Origin of the sequence: Bradyrhizobium sp. SZCCHNS3002 (assembly GCF_032377435.1) — a bacterium.
Taxonomy (GTDB): domain Bacteria; phylum Pseudomonadota; class Alphaproteobacteria; order Rhizobiales; family Xanthobacteraceae; genus Bradyrhizobium.
On record NZ_JAUHHY010000002.1, the window covers coordinates 247452 to 264225 of the forward strand.

14 protein-coding genes are annotated in these 16774 nt (G+C 65.5%); 3 read left to right on the forward strand and 11 right to left on the reverse strand.

Going from position 1 to position 16774, the window contains the following annotated elements; translation table 11 throughout:
• Positions 1–117: 117 nt before the first annotated feature.
• Genes araD through QW845_RS05540 form a run of 4 tightly spaced genes read right to left on the reverse strand, consistent with a single transcriptional unit; the run spans position 118 to position 4518 of the window.
• Positions 118–1854, reverse strand: a complete 1737-nt coding sequence (gene araD / locus QW845_RS05525; RefSeq protein ID WP_315800624.1) for an L-arabinonate dehydratase — start codon at positions 1852–1854, stop codon at positions 118–120.
• Positions 1851–2711: an ABC transporter permease gene (locus QW845_RS05530; RefSeq protein WP_315800625.1), complete on the reverse strand. Its 861-nt coding sequence runs from the start codon at positions 2709–2711 to the stop codon at positions 1851–1853. The genes araD and QW845_RS05530 overlap by 4 nt, the downstream gene beginning before the upstream one ends.
• A gap of 11 nt (positions 2712–2722) precedes the next feature.
• On the reverse strand, positions 2723–3487 hold the full coding sequence (locus QW845_RS05535; RefSeq protein WP_315800626.1) for an ABC transporter ATP-binding protein: 765 nt from the start codon (positions 3485–3487) through the stop codon (positions 2723–2725).
• The gene (locus QW845_RS05540) at positions 3487–4518 is read right to left on the reverse strand and encodes an ABC transporter substrate-binding protein (RefSeq protein ID WP_315800627.1); all 1032 of its coding nucleotides are present in this window, start codon (positions 4516–4518) and stop codon (positions 3487–3489) included. Before QW845_RS05540 ends, QW845_RS05535 begins: the two co-directional genes overlap by 1 nt.
• Positions 4519–4642: 124 nt before the next feature.
• Between QW845_RS05540 and QW845_RS05545 the strand changes: the two genes are divergently transcribed.
• From QW845_RS05545 to QW845_RS05555, 3 genes are all read left to right on the forward strand, one after another.
• Entirely contained in the window at positions 4643–5353 is a 711-nt protein-coding gene (locus QW845_RS05545; RefSeq protein WP_315800628.1) for a GntR family transcriptional regulator, read from the forward strand.
• Between the two features lie 322 nt (positions 5354–5675).
• The gene (locus QW845_RS05550; protein WP_315800629.1) at positions 5676–6110 is read left to right on the forward strand and encodes a response regulator; all 435 of its coding nucleotides are present in this window, start codon (positions 5676–5678) and stop codon (positions 6108–6110) included.
• Positions 6091–9702, forward strand: a complete 3612-nt coding sequence (locus QW845_RS05555) for a PAS domain S-box protein (protein WP_315800630.1) — start codon at positions 6091–6093, stop codon at positions 9700–9702. Before QW845_RS05550 ends, QW845_RS05555 begins: the two co-directional genes overlap by 20 nt.
• A 99-nt stretch (positions 9703–9801) precedes the next feature.
• Here the strand turns inward: QW845_RS05555 and QW845_RS05560 are convergent, their stop codons facing one another.
• The 7 genes from QW845_RS05560 to QW845_RS05590 form a co-directional block, all read right to left on the reverse strand.
• On the reverse strand, positions 9802–10437 hold the full coding sequence (locus tag QW845_RS05560; protein ID WP_315717165.1) for a response regulator transcription factor: 636 nt from the start codon (positions 10435–10437) through the stop codon (positions 9802–9804).
• A gap of 461 nt (positions 10438–10898) precedes the next feature.
• Entirely contained in the window at positions 10899–11408 is a 510-nt protein-coding gene (locus QW845_RS05565; protein ID WP_315800631.1) for a response regulator, read from the reverse strand.
• A 196-nt stretch (positions 11409–11604) separates the two neighbouring features.
• A complete protein-coding gene (locus tag QW845_RS05570; RefSeq protein ID WP_315800632.1) occupies positions 11605–11928 on the reverse strand; it encodes a PilZ domain-containing protein in 324 nt (107 codons plus the stop codon).
• Between the two features lie 34 nt (positions 11929–11962).
• Positions 11963–12832 (reverse strand): protein-glutamate O-methyltransferase CheR, encoded by an 870-nt coding sequence (locus tag QW845_RS05575; protein ID WP_315800633.1) that lies wholly within the window; start codon positions 12830–12832, stop codon positions 11963–11965.
• Between the two features lie 29 nt (positions 12833–12861).
• Positions 12862–13251 carry a response regulator gene (locus QW845_RS05580; RefSeq protein ID WP_315716971.1) on the reverse strand — a complete coding sequence of 130 codons (390 nt, stop codon included), beginning with the start codon at positions 13249–13251 and terminating at the stop codon, positions 12862–12864.
• Positions 13252–13281: 30 nt separating this feature from the next.
• Complete coding sequence (locus QW845_RS05585; protein WP_315800634.1) at positions 13282–13755, reverse strand: chemotaxis protein CheW; 474 nt, start codon at positions 13753–13755, stop codon at positions 13282–13284.
• A gap of 26 nt (positions 13756–13781) precedes the next feature.
• On the reverse strand, positions 13782–16556 hold the full coding sequence (locus QW845_RS05590) for a hybrid sensor histidine kinase/response regulator (RefSeq protein WP_315800635.1): 2775 nt from the start codon (positions 16554–16556) through the stop codon (positions 13782–13784).
• Positions 16557–16774 lie beyond the last annotated feature (218 nt).

Sequence of the window (16774 nt, forward strand, 5' to 3'; positions counted from 1 at the left end):
TCCCCAGCCCTCCTCCACAAGGGGGGAGGGAGCGCGCCTTTGTTGCGGTGATAGCTTGAATCCCAATCTCGAAGTTCCAGACTCAGGCTTCGCCTGCCTAGGAACGACAATCGCTAACTAATAAATAGCCGGCTCGCCCACCGGCGCGCCGAAGCCGGTTTCCAGGAAGTCGAAGTCGCAGCCATCATTGGCCTGCCTGATGTGGCGGGCGAACATCCAGCCATAGCCGCGCTCGAAGCGCGGCGTGGGCGGCTGCCATTCGGCACGGCGGCGGGCCAGCTCGTCCTCGGGAACGTCGAGATCGATGGTGCGGGCGGCGACGTCGAGCGTGATGAGATCGCCGTTGCGCACCAGCGCCAGGGGACCGCCGATATAGGACTCTGGCGATACGTGCAGGATGCAGGCGCCGTAGCTGGTGCCGCTCATGCGAGCGTCCGACAGGCGCACCATGTCGCGGACGCCCTGCTTCACCAGCTTGGTCGGGATCGGCAGCATGCCCCATTCCGGCATGCCCGGGCCGCCCTGCGGCCCGGCATTGCGCAGGATCAGCACATGATCAGCGGTAACATCGAGATCGGGATCGTCGATCGCCTTCTTCATCGACGGATAGTCGTCGAACACCAGCGCCGGGCCGGTATGCTTGAGGAAGCGTGACTCGCAAGCCGAAGGCTTGATGACGCAGCCGTCCGGCGCAAGATTGCCCTTGAGCACGGCGAGTGCGCCCTCGCGGTAGATCGGGTTGGACTGCGGACGGATGACGTCGTCGTTGTAGACGCCGGCATCCGCGATGTTGTCACCGAGCGTACGGCCGTTGACGGTGAGGCATTCGAGATGGAGGTGCTCCGTCATCCGGTTCATCAGTCCCGGCAAGCCGCCGGCGTAGTAGAAGTCCTCCATCAGATAGGTGTCGCCGCTCGGCCGCACATTGGCGAGCACCGGCACCTTGCGGCTCGCGGCCTCGAAATCATCGAGGCCAATGTCTGCACCCGCGCGGCGCGCCTGCGCGATCACATGGATGATGGCGTTGGTCGAGCAACCCATTGCCATCGCCACCGCGATCGCGTTCTCGAACGCGGCCTTGGTCTGGATCTTCGACGGCGTCAGGTCCTCCCACACCATCTCGACGATGCGGCGGCCGCATTCCGAGCTCATCCGGATGTGCTCGGCATCGGCGGCGGGGATCGACGAGGCGCCCGGGAGGGTCATGCCGATCGCTTCCGCGATCGCAGTCATGGTCGACGCCGTGCCCATGGTCATGCAGGTGCCGTGGCTGCGGGCGATACCCGCCTCCATCGCATTCCAGTCGGCGTCCGACAGCTTGCCGGCGCGGCGCTCGTCCCAGTATTTCCAGGCGTCGGAGCCGGAGCCGAGCGTCTTGCCTTTCCAATTGCCGCGCAGCATCGGCCCCGCGGGAAGATAGATCGCCGGCAGGTTCATGCTGGTGGCGCCGAGCAGCAACGCCGGCGTGGTCTTGTCGCAGCCGCCCATCAGTACCACGCCATCGACGGGATGGCTGCGCAAGAGCTCCTCGACATCCATCGCCAGCATGTTGCGATAGAGCATCGTGGTCGGCTTCAACAGCGACTCCGACAGCGACAGCGCCGGCAGCTCGATCGGGAAGCCGCCGGCCATCAGCACGCCGCGCTTGACGTCGTCGACGCGCTGCTTGAAGTGCATGTGGCAGGGCTGCGCATCCGACCAGGTGTTGACGATGGCGATGACCGGGCGGCCCTTCCATTCCTCCTGGGCGTAGCCCATCTGCATCACCCGCGAGCGGTGGCCGAAGGAGCGGAGATCGTCGGGCGCGAACCAGCGCGCGCTGCGCAGCTGATCGGGTTGCTTGCGGTCGTTCATGATTGGGTGCCCCAGGTCAGCACGGTCTTGCGCTCGATGGTCCGGAAGATCAGGTTCTCGACCACGAGACCGATCAGGATCACGGTCAGGAGGCCGGCGAACACCGCCGGGATTTCGAGCAGGTTGCGGTTCTCGAAGATGAACCAGCCGAGACCGCCCTGGCCAGAGGAGACACCGAAGACCAGCTCCGCGGCAATCAGGGTGCGCCAGGCAAAGGCCCAGCCGATCTTCAGGCCGGTGAGGATGGCCCCGAACGCCGCCGGGATCAGGATGCGGATCACGTAGGAGAAGCCGGTGAGGCCATAGTTGCGGCCGACCATGCGCAGCGTGTTCGACACGCTCTTGAAGCCCGAATGGGTGTTGAGCGCGACCGGCCACAGCACCGAATGGATCAGCACGAACACGAGACTGCCGCTGCCGAGCCCGAACCAGATCAGGGCCAGCGGCAACAGCGCGATCGCCGGCAAGGGATTGAACATCGCCGTGATCGTCTCGAGGAAATCGGTGCCGATGCGGGTCGAGATCGCGAGCACAGTCAGGATCGCCGCGAGAACGATGCCGGCGGCATAGCCCATGAACAGCACCTTCAGCGAGGTCCAGACGCGCATCGGAATGGTGCCGTCGCGGACCTTCTCCCACAGCGCCGCGATGGTGTCGGAGAAGGTCGGGAACAGCAGGGGATTGTCGAGATAGCTGCCATAGGCCTGCCAGATCGCGGCGAGCAGGACAATGATCAGGGTCTTGCGCACGAAGCCGTCGTTCCACAGCAGCTCGAGCACGCCGAGCTTGCGCGCGACATCTGCAGGCGCGGCGCTCGCGGCCGACGTATCACGCAGGATGATCTTGGCTTCAGCCATGGGCGCCGTCCTCAATGCGTCGTTGCGGGTTCGGAGAACAAGAGATCATGGATCTGCTTCTCCAGGCGCGCCGCGCTGCCGTCCTCGGCCGACACCTTGTCGACGTCGATGACCTCGGCCTTGACCCGGCCGGGATGCGGCGACAGCAGCAGGATGCGGTTGCCGATCTTGATCGCCTCCGCGATCGAATGCGTCACGAACAGCACCGTGAACTTGGTCTCATTCCAGAGCTGCAGCAGCTCGTCCTGGCAGGTCCGCCGCGTCAGCGCATCGAGCGCCGCGAACGGCTCGTCCATCAGCAGGATGTCCGGCTCCATCGCCATGCCCCTGGCAATTGCGACGCGCTGCTTCATGCCGCCCGACAGCGTGTGCGGATAGGCATCGACGACGCGCGTCAGCCCGACCTTTTCGATGTAGGCGCGGGCGCGGCTCTCGGCCTCCTTGCGCGGCATGCGTCGCGCCGTCAGCAGTGGAAACATGACGTTGGCGAGCACGGTCTTCCAGGGCAGCAGCTGGTCGAACTCCTGGAAGATCATCATGCGGTCGGCGCCGGGCCCGGTGATCTCGCGGCCGTTGATGCGCATCCGGCCTTCGCTCGGCTTGATGTAGCCGCCGACCGCCTTCAGCAAGGTCGACTTGCCGCATCCCGACGGCCCCAGCAGCACGAAGCGGTCGGAGCGGTCGACGGAGAAGCCGACCCGCTCCGTCGCGGTGATCACCGCGCTGGAGGTCTTGTAGCGGAGGGTGACGCCATCGACGTCGAGCAGCGCGGACATCAGTTGCCCTTCAGATCATGCGCGACCGGCAGATAATAGTCGGTCCAGGCCTTTGGCTGGGTCTTGATGGTGCCGATCTTGGCGAGATGGGCGGCGAACTTCATCGTGCCCTGCGGCTCCAGATTCCATTCCATCATGCCGGGCTCCTTGAGCCAGGCAAGCAGGTCCTCGACCGAGGTCTTGTCGCCGGTGATCTCCTTGTAGATATCAACCGCCGCTTTCGTATCGCTACGGATGAAGTCCTGCGCTTCCTTGGTGGCGTCGCGCACCGCCTGGATGATCTTCGGATTGGCGTCGGCGAACTTCGTCGTGGTGAAGAACTGCGCCTGGCTGAGCGGCCCGCCCATCACGTCGGCCGAATTCAGCACGACATGCGCACCGGGCACGTTCTTCAATTCGAGGAACGTGTAGGGCGGGATCGAGAAATGATTGTGCACCTCGTGCTGCGGATTCGACAGCGCCGTATAGGCGTCGGGGTGACCGAGCTGCACGGTGTTGGCGTCGAGTTTGTTCCACTGATCGGCGCCGAACGCCTCGGCGGCCGCGATCTGCAGCACGATGGCTTGGGTCGAGACCTTCACGGTCGGCACCGCGATCTTGTCGCTGGGGCCAAAATCCTTGATCGACTTGATGTTGGGATCGCGGCTGATCAGGGTCATCGGCTGCGCCGAGGTCGCGACGATGCCCTTCACGCCACCGCGGGTGCGATCCCACAGCAGCAGCAGATTGCCGGTGCCGGTGTTGAGGATGTCGACGCTGCCCGACAGCAGCGCATCGGTCTGCGCGCCGCCGCCGGAGAAGGTCAGCCATTTGGTGGTGACGCCGGGCACGCCGAGCGCGGCAGCATGCTTCTCGATCAGCTTGTTCTTCTCGATGATGTGGCTCGGCATGTAGAAGATGCCGGGCTGGCGCGACAGCGAGATTTCGGTCTTCTGCTGGGCCTGCGCGGCGTCATTCCAGGCCGGCGCGACCAGCAGCGCGGCCAGCAGGCCGGCGGCTCGTGCGGCCGAGCGCGCGAACTTCTCGAACATGGGACATCCCTCCTCGCGTGCCGGCTCCTTCTTGACGGCCGGCGGGGAGATGCACTAATGCATTAGTGCATCTCTGACAAGGGCTGTTCTCCCCCTGCGACATTCGAGCCGGACGTCCGACCCCATGGCATTGCCTGCGACGCCTGCTGCGGTTCTACCGCCCGAACGGCTCGATCCGAGCCGGCGCGCGGCACCGCAGGTCTTCGAGCGGTTGCGCGACCAGATCATCGCCCTGGCGCTGCCACCGGGAGCACCATTGTCGCGGCCGGCGCTGCAGGCCGAGTTCGGCCTCAGCTCGACGCCGATCCGCGACGCGCTGATGCGCCTCGCCGAAGAAGGCCTCGTCGACGTGTTCCCGCAGCACGCGACCCTGGTCAGCCGCATCGATGTTGGTCGGGCGCAGCAGGCGCAGTTCCTGCGCCAGGCGCTGGAGCTCGAGATCGTGCGCCTGCTCGCGCTGCGGCCTGCGACGGCCCCGATCGACGAGCTGAACGCGCTGATCGCCCAGCAGCGGCGCTTCGCCAGGGACGGCGACTTCGCGTCATTCACGGTGGTCGACAACGCATTCCACGAGCGGCTCTACACCGCCGCGGACAAGCACGAGCTGTGGACCCTGGTGCGGAGCCGCAGCGGTCACATCGACCGGCTGCGCCGGCTGCATCTGCCGTCCCCCGGCAAGGCGCAGACGATCCTGCGCCACCACAAGCAGATCGTCGACGCGATCGCCGCGGGCCGCCCGGACGACGCGCAGACGCATCTGCGCGAGCACCTGACCGGCACGCTGAGCGACCTCGCGACCATTCGGGGCCGCTGGCCGGACTATCTCAGCGGCTAGTGGCACGCCGATACGAGCAAAACAGGAGCCCTGGCAAATCGTCCATCACCCAGATTAATCGAATGTGAAAGCGTTCCAGCCTTACAACCACGGCGCGAATGCCTCAAATGCAGGCAAGAACGCCGTTCGAGCACACGCCTCGCTCCCGCAACGCAAGGCGCCCGGATTGTCTCCCGATTGGCGCGTCCGGAACAGCGGTGTCTGCCCGCGTCCCATCCTGCATGTGACTTGTCCGGCGAAACGCTTGCGGCGCGCCGCGAATTGGGCAAAACCTTACAACTGACCGTTGGTCTTGCTGCCAGCCAATCGGGAGATGCGGAGCGTGGCGAAGATTCTGGTCGTGGACGACGATCCGCTCATGCAGCTGACAATTCAGCGCGTGCTCGAACGGGCCGGTCACGTCGTCGGCATCGCCGGCGACGGCCAGAAGGCGCTCGTCCGCTTCAAGAGCGAGAGCTTTGACCTGGTGATCCTGGACATCTTCATGCCGGGCATGGACGGGCTGGAGGCGATGCGCATGATCCTCAGGCACACGCCGGGTGTTCCGATCATCATGACCTCGGGACGTTCCCACACCCCGGCCTCGATGTCTGAGCCCGACTATCTTACCATGGCCACCAAGCTCGGAGCGGTTTCCGCGTTGCCCAAGCCGTTCAAACCGGCAGCCCTCCTGACGATGGTTTCCGAATGCCTGGCATCGGCAGGCGATCGGGCTACTCGACCCCGGCCAGGCCAAGATGCTGTTCCGAAATCCTGACGGCCGAACCGAAGGGCTGCTGCTCAGCAGCGCGCAGCGCGCGAGCGAGGCTTCGCGGTTCGGCGGGCGCCTCACGCTGACGACGCGGCTGGCGATCGCGATGATCCTGCTGGTCGCGATCGCGGTGTTCGCCGTCGGCTGGCTCGGCTATCGCAGCCTCGAGCGGGCGCTGTTGCCGCGCGCGCTCGATCGAATCGAGTCGCATTCGCGCCTGATGGCGACCGAGCTCGAAAACTATGTCGGCAGCGCCCGCAACGACATCAACGGCTATCGCGCCTCGCCGAATCTGGCAACGTTGATACGCACACTGAAGACGGGGGCTCCCGATCCCCGCGAAGGGCTGCCGGCGCAGTCGTGGCGCGAGCGGGTCGCAACGCGCTACTTCGCCGAGCTGCAGGCCAAGCAGACCTACGCGATGATCCGCCTGGTCGGGATCGAGAACGATTATCGCGAGCTGATCCGGGTCGACCGGCTCGGGCCGGGCAACACGGTGCGGATCGTTCCGGAGAACGAGCTGATCACGCGCGGCGAGCGCAACTACATCAAGGAGACGCTGAGCCTGCCGCCCGGCGGCATCCGGCTGTCGCCGATCATTCTCGACGGCAACACGACGGACCCCAAGACAGGCGTGCCGATGCTGTGCGTCGGCACGCCGGTGTTCGGGGCGGACGGCAAGCCGTTCGCGATCCTGATGGTCGATCTCGACATGCGCCCGGTGTTCGCGCATCTGCGCACGGCGGCCCGCCCGGGCGCACAGCTCTATGTCGTGAACGCCCGCGGCGACTATCTCTTCCATCCCGAATCAGACCGGGAATTCGCCTCGAAACGCGGCCGATCGACGCGATGGCAGGACGATTTTCCGACGCTCGCAGGCGCAACCGGCAGCGCCGAGGGTTTCGCGCAGATCCTGCACGACGAGGCCGATCGTCCCGGCGGCGTCGCCTTCGCGCCGGCGCTGCTCGCAGGACAGGAATGGGTGGCGGTGATCGAGACGATCCCGAACACCGCCTTCATGGCGCCCGCCCTCGCCATCCGCAAGACGGCGATCGAGGTCGGCCTGATCGCAATGCTGTGCGCGGCCGCGCTCGCCTTCGTGGTCGCGCGCTCGCTGACGCGGCCGATCAACCAGCTCACCCAGGCCGTCGAGGGCGTGGGGCGCGGCGAGACGGTGAATATCCCGCTCGAGGCGGTCGGCGAGACCGGCGTGCTGGCGCGGGCCTTCGCCCGCGTGCTGGACGAGGTTCGCACCAAGACCGCCGAGCTCGAGCGCGAGGTCCAGGAGCATTACCTGACCGAAGCGGCGCGCGACCATTTCGCCGCCCGCGAACGGCTCTACAGTGCCGCGGTGGAATCGTCGAACGACGCGATCGTGACGCTGTCGCTGGACGGCACCATCACCGCCTGGAATCCGGCAGCCGAGGCCATGCTGGGCTACTCCGCCGAGGAGGCCGTGGGCCGCCTTGCCGATTTCCTCGTGCCGCCCGAGCGCATGCCCGAGGCCCAGGACTTCCTCGTGCGCGTGGCGCGCGGCGAGCGGATCCAGCATTTCGAGACGGTGCGGATCCGCAAGGACGGTGAGCTGGTCCAGGTCTCGCTCAGCGTCTCGCCGATCAAATCACCGACGGGCCAGATCATCGGCGCCTCCAAGATCGCACGCGACGTCACCGAGAGCCGCCGGACCGAGCTGGCGCTGCGCCAGCAGACCGAGGAGCGGCGGCGCATCTTCGAGACGTCGCAGGACCTGATCCTCATCACCGACCGCAATGGCATCCTGATTCAGGTCTCACCGAGCGTGGAGACGATTCTCGGCTATACGCCAGCCGAGATGATCGGCCGCAGCGGCGCGGATTTCATCCACTCGGACGATCTGCTCAAAGCACGCGAGGAGCTGCGCGCCTCGCGCCTCGGCCTTCGGGCGCGCACCTCCGACTGCCGCTACGTCCACAAGGACGGCCGCGTGGTGACGCTGTCCTGGACCTCGAACTGGTCGGAGCCGGTGCAGCGCCACTTCTTCATCGGCCGCGACATGACCGAGAGCCGGCTGGCGCAGGAGACGCTGCGGGAAAGCGAACAGCTCGCCCGCAACATCATCGAGACCGCGCTCGATGCCTTCGTCCAGGTCGACGACAACGGCGCCATTCTCAACTGGAACTCCCAGGCCGAGAAGATCTTCGGCTGGTCGCGCGCCGAGATCATCGGCAAGGACGTCTTCGACGTCATCACGGTCGGGGATGTCGGCGAGGAGCTGCGCGCCGCGCTCGGCCGTATCCTGATGACCGGACAAGCGAGCGCGCTCGGGGGCGGCCGCCGACGCGAGGTCATGGTGAAGCGGCGCGACGGTCGCGAGTTCAAGGCCGAGCTCAGCGTGACCGCGCTGAAGACCCGCAACGGTGTCGTGCTGAACGGCTTCTTCCGCGACCTCACCGACAAGATCGCGACCGAGGAACGGATCCGCCAGTCCGAGAAGATGGAGGCGATCGGCCAGCTCACCGGCGGCATCGCACACGACTTCAACAACATCCTCACCGTGATCACCGGCACGATCGAGATTCTCGCCGCGGCCGTGGCCAAGGAGCCGCAGCTCGCCGCGATCACCAGGATGATCGACGAGGCCGCCGCGCGCGGGGCCGATCTCACCCAGCATCTGCTCGCCTTTGCGCGCCGGCAGCCGCTGCAGCCGCGCGAGGTCGACGTCAACACGCTGATGATCGACACGGCCAAGCTGCTGCGGCCGACGCTCGGAGAGCAGATCGAGATCGAGTCCGTCTTCCAGGACGAGACCTGCGTGGCGCATGTCGATCCGAACCAGCTCGCCACGGCGGTCATCAACCTCGCGCTCAATGCCCGCGACGCGATGCTGAATGGCGGCAAGCTCATCCTGGAGACCGGCTGGGCCGACCTCGACGAGAACTACGCAAGTCTCTACGACGACGTGCGGCCCGGTCGCTACGCGATGATCGCGGTGAGCGACAGTGGCAGCGGCATTCCCGCCGCCATCATCGACAAGGTGTTCAATCCGTTCTTCACCTCGAAGGGGCCGGGCAAGGGGACGGGGCTCGGATTGTCGATGGTGTACGGCTTCGTGAAGCAATCGGCCGGCCACATCAGGATCTACAGCGAAGAGGGCCACGGCACCACGATCCGGATGTACCTGCCGCCGGGCAGCGAAGAAGCGATCACGCAGCCATCGGGCGCCGCGCCGGCGATCCAGGGCGGCCAGGAGACGATCCTGGTGGTGGAGGACGACCGGCTGGTGCGCGGCTACGTTCTCGCCCAGCTCCATGCGCTGGGCTACGCGACGCTGGAGGCGGCCAATGCCGCCGAAGCGCTGGCGATCACCAATGCCGGAGAGCCGTTCGATCTACTCTTCACCGACATCATCATGCCGGGGACGATGAACGGCCGCCAGCTCGCATCCGAGATCCAGCGGCTTCGTCCCACGCAGCGGGTCCTGTTCACCTCCGGCTATACCGAGAATGCCGTGGTGCATCACGGCCGGCTCGACGAAGGAATTCTTCTGTTGCCGAAACCGTACCGCAAATCCGAGCTGGCCAGGATGATCCGCAAGGCGCTCGCCGCGACCGAGGCTTGAAAAGCGAGGCTTGACCAATGCGGCCTGACCGACGCGGCCTGCGCCTGCGATTGCCGCTGCTCCAGAGCGCGGCCACGTGCGGGCGGCCCGGCCATCGGCTCAATTGGCGCGCGACGCCGTCATCACGATGCGGATCAGATCGGCCGCGTTGCGCGCACCGAGCTTCTTCATGATGTTGGCGCGGTGATCCTCGATCGTGCGCGGGCTGATGCCCAGCGTGCGCCCCGCCTCCTTGTTCGAGGCCCCCGCCGTGAACTGTTCCAGGACCTCGCGCTCGCGCCGCGTCAGCGGCTCGCGGCCGGGGAAATGCAGCGAGCCGATCTTCGGCGAGGCATTCTCCTTCTGCCGCCGCGCGAACGCGCCAATCGCCTCGTTCAGACGGGCCACGATCTCACTGCCGCGGAACGGCTTCTCGATGAAGTCGAGCGCCCCGTTCTTGATCGCATTCACGGCCATCGGGATGTCGCCCTGGCCTGAGATCATGAAGATCGGAGCCGGATAGTCCTCGCCGTGCAATTCCCTGAGAATGTCGAGACCGGACTTTCCGGGGATGTGCACATCGAGCAGGATGCAGGCCGGTGTCCTGCTCCGCGCCACCGCCAGGAGCGCGGCGCCGTCCGCAAAACAGATCACTTCATACCCACCTGCCGACAAGACCATCGAGAGGGTGTCGCGCACGGCTGGGTCGTCATCGACGACAAAAATCTCACCGCGGGAAGTTGTTTGTTCGGCCATGGGCGATTGCTCTTGCAAAGGAGAAGAAACAATGAAAGCGCGTCTTATGATACCATACTCGTCGGGTGCTTTGGGCACCCGTATTTGTACGGTTTATGATCCTAACCCACAAGTAGTAGCTGCAGATCGGTGATCGCCTTCACGAGACCACGATCTGGACACGATCTCAAGGCAGTCGTCTCAAGCAGCATGCTGCCTTGCAAAACACATCAACGCCGACAGCATCATGATCGACATCAAACTCTGATCGCATCAGCGTTGCCGACGTGCACCACGCCGAACAGACATGCTCGGCGCCAGACGCGTGCACGGCTCTCTGTCCACGAAAATCTGCACGGCATTTGACACAAGACGTACAGGCGTCAGCCGGCCTTGCCCTCGTTTTGATCAGAGATCGGCGGGATTTGGACGTTGCACAGGATTGTGCACTCCGGACGGCGGCTTGCGCCGATGCGGCTCTCTCAGGACCGATGCTTCGCGGCAACACTTTCGGCTGCGACGCCGCCCCAGGTGTGAACCACGGGCAGGCCGAGCGCAGTCTTGCCGAGATTGGCCAGGCAGATGCGCAGCGCCGCCAGATCGACTGGCTTCGGCAGGCTCTGCAGGTCGATTCCGAGCGAGCGCGCGAACAGCCGGGCCTCAATTCGCTTGGCCGCGTCCATGCCGCTGATCACGATCACGGAACCGGCGAAGCGGGTATCTGCGATGACCTTGAGGACCTCGGTCCCGTCGCCGTCCTCGAGCATGAGATCGAGCGTGACGCAGTCAAAGCGCTTGTTGCGCACCTCGCGGATCGCATCGCTGCACGTGGCCGCGACCGTCACGGCGTGGCCGGCCTGCTTGGCCGCCAGCGCGATCAGCGTCCGCTGCGCGGCGTCGTCGTCGACGACCAAGAGCTGCAGCGCGCGCCGCTCGCCATCATCGGCGCGCTCCGACCGGCTGGATGCAAGTTCCGAACTCATGACCGGCATTGGCCGTCCCTGGAAATTTGACCGACGTCATTGTCTTACACGTCCGAGCCTGCGGCGACGTAAAGCGGCTCTCCGAAAAACCGCCACCCGTCTTAGGACTTGCGCAGGACCCGGGCTGGCGCGTCTCCTCGTCGCTCCGCGCGCGGAAGCTTCCCAAGCCGCGGGCGAGCAATGCGCCGTGCCGCCGGAAGGCGAACTAGTTGACGGTCGCTTCCTGGCCGGCGGAGGCGTTGCCACGCTTCTTCTTGTTCTTTCCCTTGATGAACTGGATGTCCATCTCGGAGCCGTTGACCCGGACCAGCTCGCAGCGGCGGTAGGCGAGCCCCGTCGAGGACAGCAGTAGAAAGAACTCCTTCAGGTTCAATCCCTGGATCGATCCTTCGACCGTCAGCACCGCGTCGTTGTCCGAGATGGCGTTGAGCTGGCAGTCCCTGCGCCAGGTCCCGTCGATGCCCATGATGCAGACATCGTAGCCGCGGCTGAAGGTGACGCGCTCCGTACCTTTGTTGTCGTCAGACATCTTCGCGTCCTGCTCTATTGGGCTGCCGAAACATCTAGTTGCCCGCGGCCGCGATCCTGGGCATTCCCGGAGCCGGCGCCTTCGCCGCGGAAACGATCCCGCTCGGGCGATACAGGCCACGCCGGTCCGTAAGGGGCTTGAACACGTCGGTGAGGCCGACGACGGTCTCCGCGGCGCCGAGAACGAGGAAGCCGTCCGGCTCCATCAACTTGGCGAGCCGGCCGAAAATGTTGATCTTGGTGTCCTGGTCGAAATAGATCAGCACGTTGCGGCAGAACACGACGTCGAACGTGCCGAGCTGGGAGAAGTCGTGCAGCAGATTGAGCTGGCGATGCTGGACCATGCCGCGCACGTCGGAATTGATCTGCCAGAGTTCGCCCGCCTGCTTGAAATATTTGACCAGAAGCTGGATCGGCAGCCCGCGCTGCACCTCGAACTGGCTGTAGAGACCCGCCTTGGACTTCTCGAGCACCTCCTGGGAGAGATCGGTGGCGATGATCTCGATGCGCCATCCACTGAGCGCAGATCCCATCTCCTTGAGCGACATCGCCAGCGAATACGGCTCCTGGCCGGTCGAGCAAGCGGCGCACCAGATCCGGATCGACTTGCGGTTGGCTCGCGCCTTGAGGAGCTCCGGCATGATCACGTCGCGAAAGTGATCGAACGGGACCTTGTCGCGGAAGAAGAACGTCTCGTTGGTCGTCATCGCTTCGACGACCTGGCTGATCAAGGCGCTCGACCCGTCCTTCAGCTTCTGGACGAGATCGCTGATGCTGGCCAGGCCGGCCTTGCGCGCGAGCGGAAGCAGGCGGCTCTCGATCAGATATTGCTTGTCGGCAGACAGATCGAGACCCGATTTGTCTCGAAGCAGTTTGCGCAGGAACTCATAATCGGGCTGGTTCACGGGCGGCCTCTTCTGGGCAGACGAAGGGATCAGGCGGATTCGGCTGACAGCGCCTGGATGAGACCGACTTCCTGGAATTTGGCGGCGACGATTTCCTTGTCGAACGGCTTCATGATGTACTCGTTGGCGCCGGCGTTGAGCGCGCGCGAGATGTGATCGATGTCATTCTCGGTGGTGCAGAACACCACCTTCGGGCCTTCGCCGCCCGGCAGCCGGCGCAGGCGCCCGAGGAAATCATAACCGTCCATGACGGGCATGTTCCAGTCGAGCAGAATGGCGTCCGGCAGGCTCTTGGTGCAGATCTCGAGCGCCCGCTCGCCATCCTCCGCCTCGACGACGGAAAAGCCCAGCTCCTCCAGGATGCGGCGTGCGATCTTGCGCACGACGCTGGAGTCATCCACGACCAGACAGCTCTTCATTGTTGTCTCCCCTATGGGACGGTTGACGGGCTAGGCGGCGATTGCTGCCTTCGGCAGGAGTTCGAGCACGCGATCGACGTCGAGAATGACCATCAGCTGGCCGTCGAGGCGGTGCACGCCGCCGGCGAATTTCGCCATGCGCGGGTCGAGGTTGACGGGGTTCTCCTCCCGGCCCTCCTCGGGCAGCCGCAGCACCTCGCCGATCTGGTCGATCAGGAGACCATAGGACTCGCCGCGCAGATCGACGCCGACCGCCATCGGCGGCTTGCCGTCCTCGGCGCGGGCAAGGCCGAGCCGCGCCCGCATGTCGACGACGGTCACGATGCGGCCGCGCAGGTTCAGGACGCCTGCGATCTCCGCCGATGACAGCGGCACCCGCGTCACCCGCTCCGGCATGAACACGTCCTGGACCCGGGAGATCGGCAGGCCGAACAGCTGGCCGCCGATCATCGCGGTGACGTATTCGACGGCGGCGCCCTCGGTGGTTTCGATCTTGCTGCTCATCGCACGCTACTCCTGTCCGCTTGCTGTCACGCGGCCCGCCGGTTGGCTTCGGCGCGGGCCCGTTCCTCGATCTGTTCCTTCAGCGCCGCGATCAGGCCGGGCCGGTCGAACTTGGCGATGTAGTCGTAGAGCCCCGCCTGGCGGCCGCGCTCGATCGCCGCCGGCGACACCAGCGACGACACCGCGATGACCGGCATCTGGTTCAGGTTCTGGTCGGCGCGGATCGCCTCGGTGAACTCGAAGCCGTTCATCTCCGGCATCTCGATGTCGGTGACGACGATGTCGAAGCTGTGCCCGGAGCGCAGCGTGGCCAGGCCCTCGAGCGCCGAGGCCGCGGTACGCACCTTGTAGCCGGCCGACTTCAACACCGGCGCCAGCATGTTGCGGAAGAACGGCGAGTCGTCGACCAGCAGCACCGACTGCGTCTGCGACTCGGTGGCCATCTCCTTGCGGATGAACCAGTCGGCGAACGCCATCGGCAGGAAGTGGCCGACGTCGATCACCTCGGTCGCCTGGCCCTTGATCACCGCCGAGCCGAGGATGCCGTCCTTGGCGCCGGAGACCTGGATGTTGAGCCGCTCCTCGACGATGTCGATGATCTCGTCGACCACGAGGCCCATCGCGCGGGTCTCGTCGGCGAACACCAGGATCGGCTGCGAGCCCGACGTCTGCACCGACACGCCTTCCATCTGCACCAAGGGCATCAGCTGGTCGCGGTACTGCACCATGTAGCGGCCGTTGGAGATCTCGATCTTGTCGGCCGCGATCTCCTCGAGCCGCGTGACCAGCGCCAGCGGCACCGCCTTGGGCTGCGCCGTGCCGGCGCGGAACACCAGCAGCGAGGTGAGCTGCTCGCCGCCGATGGCGTGATGCGCGGCGTGCTCGTCGGACACCGCCTGCGAGGCCGAGCCGGCGGCGCCGAGCGCTTTCGCAATGCCGTTCGGATCGATGATCATGATCACGGCGCCGTCGCCCAGGATGGTGTTGCCCGAGAACATGTCGATGTGACGCAGCTTGGTCGACATCGGCTTGACCACGATTTCCTCGGTGTGGAACACGCAGTCCACCACGATGCCGAAGGTCTGGTTGCCGACCTGCGTCACCACGATGAAGCCGTTCTCCGGATCGGTCGACGAGCCGTCGTCGATCTTCAGGAGCTTCTTCAGATGCATCAGCGGCAAGAGCTTGTTGCGCAGGCGCAAGACCGCGGTGTCCTTGATGCGCTCGATGCGGTGCTCGGAGTTGGCGCGCGCGCGCACCAGCTCGACGACCGACAATTGCGGGATCGCGAAGCGGTCGCCGCCGGCTTCGACGATCAGCGCCGAGACGATCGCGAGCGTCAGCGGGATCTTGATGGTGACCGAGGTGCCCTCGCCGACCACCGACTTGATGTCGATGGTGCCGCCGATCTGGTCGATGTTGGTGCGCACCACGTCCATGCCGACGCCGCGGCCCGAGACCGAGGTGACGGCGGCCGCGGTCGAGAAGCCCGGCTCGAAGATGAACTTGTGGATCTGCGCTTCGGTCATCTTCTCGAGCTCGGCCTCGGTGACGAGGCCGTTCGCCAGGGCCTTGGCCTTGATGCGCTCGGTGTTGAGGCCGCGGCCGTTGTCGGCGATGCAGATGATGATATGGCCGCCTTCATGATAGGCGGAGAGCCGGATGGTGCCCTGCTCGGCCTTGCCGGCCGCGGCGCGCTCGGCCATCGTCTCCAGGCCGTGATCGGCGGAGTTGCGCACCATGTGGGTGAGCGGATCCTTGATCAGGTCGAGCACCTGGCGGTCGAGCTCGGTGTCGGCGCCGTGCATCTCGAGCTCGATCTGCTTGCCGAGTTCGGTCGCGAGATCGCGGACGATGCGCGGCAGCTTCTGCCAGGCATTGCCGATCGGCTGCATGCGCGTCTTCATGACGCCCTCCTGCAGCTCGGCGGTGACGTTGGACAGCCGCTGCAGCGGCACCTTGAACTCGGTGTCCTCGTTGCGGCGGGCGATCTCTAGCAGCTGGTTGCGCGTCAGCACCAGCTCGGAGACCATCGTCATCAGATGTTCGAGCGTGTCGACGTTGACGCGGATCGACTGGTTGGCGACCTTGTCGTTCTCGTGCACCTCGCCGTCGGCATTGGCCTTCGGCCGCGCCGCCTTCTTCGGCTCGGCCTTCTCTGCCTCCGCCTTGGCAGGCCCGGCCTTGGCGACCGGCGCCGGGGCAGCGGCTTTGGGCTCAGGCGCCTTCTCATGCGCGGGCGGCATCTCGATCGCGGTCTCGCGGAAGGCGCGCTCGAGCTCGTCGAGCGACACTTCGCCCGGACGCAGCGGACGCTCCAGCGTCTGGTCGATCAAGGAGCCCTGCGTCACCGCGGGCTTGGGCGGCGGTTCGGGCGCCGCGGGCGCGAGCGGGGGCGCGGCCTCGCCGGCGGCCATCGCGGCCATGCCGCGCTCGACCATGGCTTCGAGCTCGCTGATGAGGTCGCGGTCCTCGCCCTCCGGCTCGGCCTCGTTGGCCTCGAGCTGTCCCAGGATGTCCTTGATGCGGTCGATGGTGGTGAGGATCAGCGTCACGGCCTCGCCGGTGACCGGCATGCCGTCGCGGAATTTGCCCATCAGGGTTTCGGCGGCATGCGCCAGCGCCTCGAGCCGCGGCAGGCCGAGGAAACCGCAGGTCCCCTTGATCGTGTGCACCAGCCGGAAGATGTTATCGAGGATCTTGGCGTTGTTCGGCTCCTGCTCGAACCGCACCAATTGATTGTCGACGGTATCCAGGCTCTCGCTGGTCTCCGTCAGGAACTCACGCAACAGATCGTCCATGAAACTGGCCTTCCAAGAATTGGCGCCGCGGTCACGGGGCGACCGCTGATCCTGTCAGAGCGACGGTCGGTCCCGGCCTTCACCAGCAGCGCGGATCGATACCCGGCCCTCGCCGACTCGGCTGAACAGACTTTCGTCCAAGCCATCGTTAGGTGGGGCTTTTATCCGTCCCGTTAATTTTATCGTCCGTGCTAATACGGACGTAGCACCGACCTCTC

Excerpts from the sequence above, each read along its gene's own strand:
- araD (WP_315800624.1), bottom strand. The coding sequence starts at position 1,854 with ATGAACGACCGCAAGCAACCCGATCAGCTGCGCAGCGCGCGCTGGTTC.
- QW845_RS05530 (WP_315800625.1), bottom strand. The coding sequence starts at position 2,711 with ATGGCTGAAGCCAAGATCATCCTGCGTGATACGTCGGCCGCGAGCGCC.
- QW845_RS05535 (WP_315800626.1), bottom strand. The coding sequence starts at position 3,487 with ATGTCCGCGCTGCTCGACGTCGATGGCGTCACCCTCCGCTACAAGACC.
- QW845_RS05540 (WP_315800627.1), bottom strand. The coding sequence starts at position 4,518 with ATGTTCGAGAAGTTCGCGCGCTCGGCCGCACGAGCCGCCGGCCTGCTG.
- QW845_RS05545 (WP_315800628.1), top strand. The coding sequence starts at position 4,643 with ATGGCATTGCCTGCGACGCCTGCTGCGGTTCTACCGCCCGAACGGCTC.
- QW845_RS05555 (WP_315800630.1), top strand. The coding sequence starts at position 6,091 with ATGCTGTTCCGAAATCCTGACGGCCGAACCGAAGGGCTGCTGCTCAGC.
- QW845_RS05560 (WP_315717165.1), bottom strand. The coding sequence starts at position 10,437 with ATGGCCGAACAAACAACTTCCCGCGGTGAGATTTTTGTCGTCGATGAC.
- QW845_RS05565 (WP_315800631.1), bottom strand. The coding sequence starts at position 11,408 with ATGCCGGTCATGAGTTCGGAACTTGCATCCAGCCGGTCGGAGCGCGCC.
- QW845_RS05570 (WP_315800632.1), bottom strand. The coding sequence starts at position 11,928 with ATGTCTGACGACAACAAAGGTACGGAGCGCGTCACCTTCAGCCGCGGC.
- QW845_RS05580 (WP_315716971.1), bottom strand. The coding sequence starts at position 13,251 with ATGAAGAGCTGTCTGGTCGTGGATGACTCCAGCGTCGTGCGCAAGATC.
- QW845_RS05585 (WP_315800634.1), bottom strand. The coding sequence starts at position 13,755 with ATGAGCAGCAAGATCGAAACCACCGAGGGCGCCGCCGTCGAATACGTC.
- QW845_RS05590 (WP_315800635.1), bottom strand. The coding sequence starts at position 16,556 with ATGGACGATCTGTTGCGTGAGTTCCTGACGGAGACCAGCGAGAGCCTG.